This is a genomic window from Microcystis sp. M49636_WE2 (assembly GCF_030065375.1).
GTDB lineage: Bacteria > Cyanobacteriota > Cyanobacteriia > Cyanobacteriales > Microcystaceae > Microcystis > Microcystis aeruginosa_C.
The window spans coordinates 1-2,602 of the sequence record NZ_JASJFG010001069.1; the positions used below are offsets into that span (position 1 = coordinate 1).

7 protein-coding genes are annotated in these 2,602 nt (G+C 40.0%); all 7 read left to right on the forward strand.

The features are described from left to right. The first annotated feature begins 241 nt into the window (after nucleotides 1–241). A complete protein-coding gene (locus PX484_RS24780; RefSeq protein WP_002751505.1) occupies nucleotides 242–538 on the forward strand; it encodes a toxin-antitoxin system TumE family protein in 297 nt (98 codons plus the stop codon). Further along, nucleotides 519–866, forward strand: a complete 348-nt coding sequence (locus PX484_RS24785; protein WP_002751511.1) for an HVO_A0114 family putative DNA-binding protein — start codon at nucleotides 519–521, stop codon at nucleotides 864–866. The genes PX484_RS24780 and PX484_RS24785 overlap by 20 nt, the downstream gene beginning before the upstream one ends. A 231-nt stretch (nucleotides 867–1,097) precedes the next feature. After that, a complete protein-coding gene (locus PX484_RS24790) occupies nucleotides 1,098–1,379 on the forward strand; it encodes a hemolysin XhlA family protein (RefSeq protein ID WP_002800934.1) in 282 nt (93 codons plus the stop codon). Nucleotides 1,380–1,408: 29 nt separating this feature from the next. Beyond that, a complete protein-coding gene (locus tag PX484_RS24795) occupies nucleotides 1,409–1,612 on the forward strand; it encodes a hypothetical protein (protein WP_287765030.1) in 204 nt (67 codons plus the stop codon). A 135-nt stretch (nucleotides 1,613–1,747) separates the two neighbouring features. Then, nucleotides 1,748–1,954, forward strand: coding sequence for a type II toxin-antitoxin system HicB family antitoxin (locus PX484_RS24800; protein WP_039900529.1), 207 nt, complete (start codon nucleotides 1,748–1,750; stop codon nucleotides 1,952–1,954). Continuing rightward, nucleotides 1,947–2,159 carry a type II toxin-antitoxin system HicA family toxin gene (locus PX484_RS24805; protein ID WP_002759169.1) on the forward strand — a complete coding sequence of 71 codons (213 nt, stop codon included), beginning with the start codon at nucleotides 1,947–1,949 and terminating at the stop codon, nucleotides 2,157–2,159. Before PX484_RS24800 ends, PX484_RS24805 begins: the two co-directional genes overlap by 8 nt. An 18-nt stretch (nucleotides 2,160–2,177) precedes the next feature. Then, nucleotides 2,178–2,336, forward strand: a complete 159-nt coding sequence (locus tag PX484_RS24810) for a hypothetical protein (RefSeq protein WP_002800938.1) — start codon at nucleotides 2,178–2,180, stop codon at nucleotides 2,334–2,336. The last annotated feature ends 266 nt before the right edge of the window (nucleotides 2,337–2,602 follow it).

Below are 2,602 nucleotides of genomic sequence, written 5' to 3' on the forward strand. Positions count from 1 at the left end.
ATGGTGAGGAACCCAATATCCTGCAAGCTAATCAGGAATTGATTGACCCCGAATTTTTGCAGATGATGGAAAACTATGCAACAGGGTTAGAATAATAAGGATACAATAACCATGCAGATTGATTTAACACAACACTTTGGGCAATATCTCAACCCTCAAGCGAGAAATATAGAAGAATATGAGGCGTTTTTAACTGTTGGGGACATTGACAACAGGCTAAGGTGTTGTTAGTATATCCAACATGAAGGCTACCGCGCTCATTCGTCGTCGCGTCATCTTGGCCCCAGACGCATTCGCAGAAGTCACTGTCTGGCGTGTTCCCCAACCAGTTCTGCCATCGGAGCATCCTTACAAATATCGTCTCGCTTACATAGTCAACGGCAAATGTGTGTTGCGATATGATAACGAACGCGGTAAAGGCGATCACCGTCATTTCGATGGTGTGGAGTCTCTTTATGCTTTCTCTTCGCCAGACCAATTGATGGCCGACTTCAACTCTGACATTTTGAGGTGGAATTATGAACACGGTCGTTCTTGAAGTTCGCTCCTTGACTGACACCCTTGCCGATGCCGTTCAAGCGATGAAAACTGGTCGAGCAGAAAAAGAAGTTCGTATCAGTTTTGCTACCCCCGAACTTCTCTGGAAAGTTCTGACTGCCAAGCGGTGGGAACTCCTCAAAGCTATGTGCGGTGCTGGCCCCATTTCTATCCGTGAGGCGGCGAGGCGAGTCCATCGGGATGTTAAAGCAGTACATGGAGATATTACGGCACTTTTAAATGTCGGTATTCTGAGCCGTGTAGCAGATGGGAGCGTAGAGTTCCCGTTTGAAGCGATCAAGGTTGAATTCATGTTGCAAGCCGTTTGATCGCCGGATTAGTAGCGATCGCGAATAAAGAGGACACATGAACCAAAAGTATTATCATTCTCAAAGGTAAGTAGGGAGGCGTTAAAAGTTGTCAGACACCCCCCTTATCAAGGGGGGATTAAGGGGGGCAGGGGGGATCGAACCTAAAATCCATTTTTAATTTAATTATAACCAGCTATAAAATAGTGATAGTCGTGCCTATATTCCGATAATTATTAGGAGAATCATCAGATGTCAGTTACTATTGAACAAGATATTAAAGAAGTTTTAGGTGAAATTAATCAGAAACTAGAAAATATTAATAGTCGCCTCACTAATTTAGAGGTTGGACAAGCTAGATTAGAAGAAAAGGTCGATGCTTTAGACAAGGATATTGAGAGGGTGAAAGAAGATACCAAAGAATTGAAAGGCTCTCAAAAGGCCCAGATTTGGACGTTAATCGGAATTTTGGGAACGGCTTTACTAGGAACGGTCATTCGCTACATTATTATTCCTTTTCCTCCTCAATCGTAAATATAATTATAACAATCACAGTACAGACAATGAATGAACAACGCGCCCAAGCATATATTAATTTAATTGAACAGTTGCTCGCTTGTGCCAATGGTGAGGAAGCCAACATCCTGCAAGCTAATCAGGAATTGATTGATCCCGAATTTTTGCAGGTGATGGAAAACTATACAACAAGGTTAGAAGAACAAGGAAATAATAATCCTGTTGCTTGGTTACGGAACATAGCGCAATAGTTGGGGCAGTTTCTCAACCCTCAAGCGAGAAGTATAGAGGAATATCAGGGGTTTTTATTAGAAGTATTACAAGCAAAAGCAGAGATTAATGATGGCCGTGCTATAATAACTGACAACGATTATTATTATAAAAATATGCAGTATAAAGTCAGTCTTAAGAAAACAGAAGAAGGATATGCTGTTTGGTGTCCCGGTTTACCAGGCTGTGCTTCTCAAGGTACAACAAAAGAAGAAGCTCTCAATAATATTCAAGATGCTATTGTGTCTTATTTAGAAGTTGCCGAGGAATTGAATCAAGGTGTAGAATCTTGTTATGTGGAAGTTGAATTAAATCATGCCTAGTCTTCCCGGAATTAATCATCAACGAGCCATTAAAGCCTTTGAAAAAGCAGGATTTAGGATTGTTCGACAGGGTAAACATATTACAATGACTGATGGAGAGCATATCTTAACAATTCCCAGAGCTAATCCAATTAATGCTTATACAATGGGAACAATTATTAAAGGTGCCGGAATGTCTATTGAAGAATTTAAAAAACTTTTGTAAAAGCATCGGATTAAGGTTATGGACGAAAAACGCCCCCAAGCATATATTAATTTAATTGAACAGTTGCTCATTTGTGCTGATGATGAGGAGCGAACTAATATTCTGCAAGCTAATATGGAATTGATTGACCCTCAATTTTTGCAGATGATGGAAAACTATGCAACAGGGTTAGAATAATAACAGCAATTCTCATTTTAAGGTTTCATGACATTAAAACCCCTGCACCTAGAGGGGTTAATAATTCTTAACGAATCTCTAGATCGCTGAAACAACGCAAAATCGTTTCAAAATGAGAATTGCTGGAATAATAAGGATACAATAATAACCATGCAGATTGATTTAACACAAAACTTTGGGCAATATCTCAATCCTCAAGCGAGAAATATAGAAGAATATGAGGTGTTTTTAACTGTTGGGGACATTGACAATAGGCTAAGGTGTTG

Coding starts and splice junctions, on each gene's coding strand:
- PX484_RS24780 (WP_002751505.1), top strand. CDS start 242: ATGAAGGCTACCGCGCTCATTCGTCGTCGCGTCATCTTGGCCCCAGAC.
- PX484_RS24785 (WP_002751511.1), top strand. CDS start 519: ATGAACACGGTCGTTCTTGAAGTTCGCTCCTTGACTGACACCCTTGCC.
- PX484_RS24790 (WP_002800934.1), top strand. CDS start 1,098: ATGTCAGTTACTATTGAACAAGATATTAAAGAAGTTTTAGGTGAAATT.
- PX484_RS24795 (WP_287765030.1), top strand. CDS start 1,409: ATGAATGAACAACGCGCCCAAGCATATATTAATTTAATTGAACAGTTG.
- PX484_RS24800 (WP_039900529.1), top strand. CDS start 1,748: ATGCAGTATAAAGTCAGTCTTAAGAAAACAGAAGAAGGATATGCTGTT.
- PX484_RS24805 (WP_002759169.1), top strand. CDS start 1,947: ATGCCTAGTCTTCCCGGAATTAATCATCAACGAGCCATTAAAGCCTTT.
- PX484_RS24810 (WP_002800938.1), top strand. CDS start 2,178: ATGGACGAAAAACGCCCCCAAGCATATATTAATTTAATTGAACAGTTG.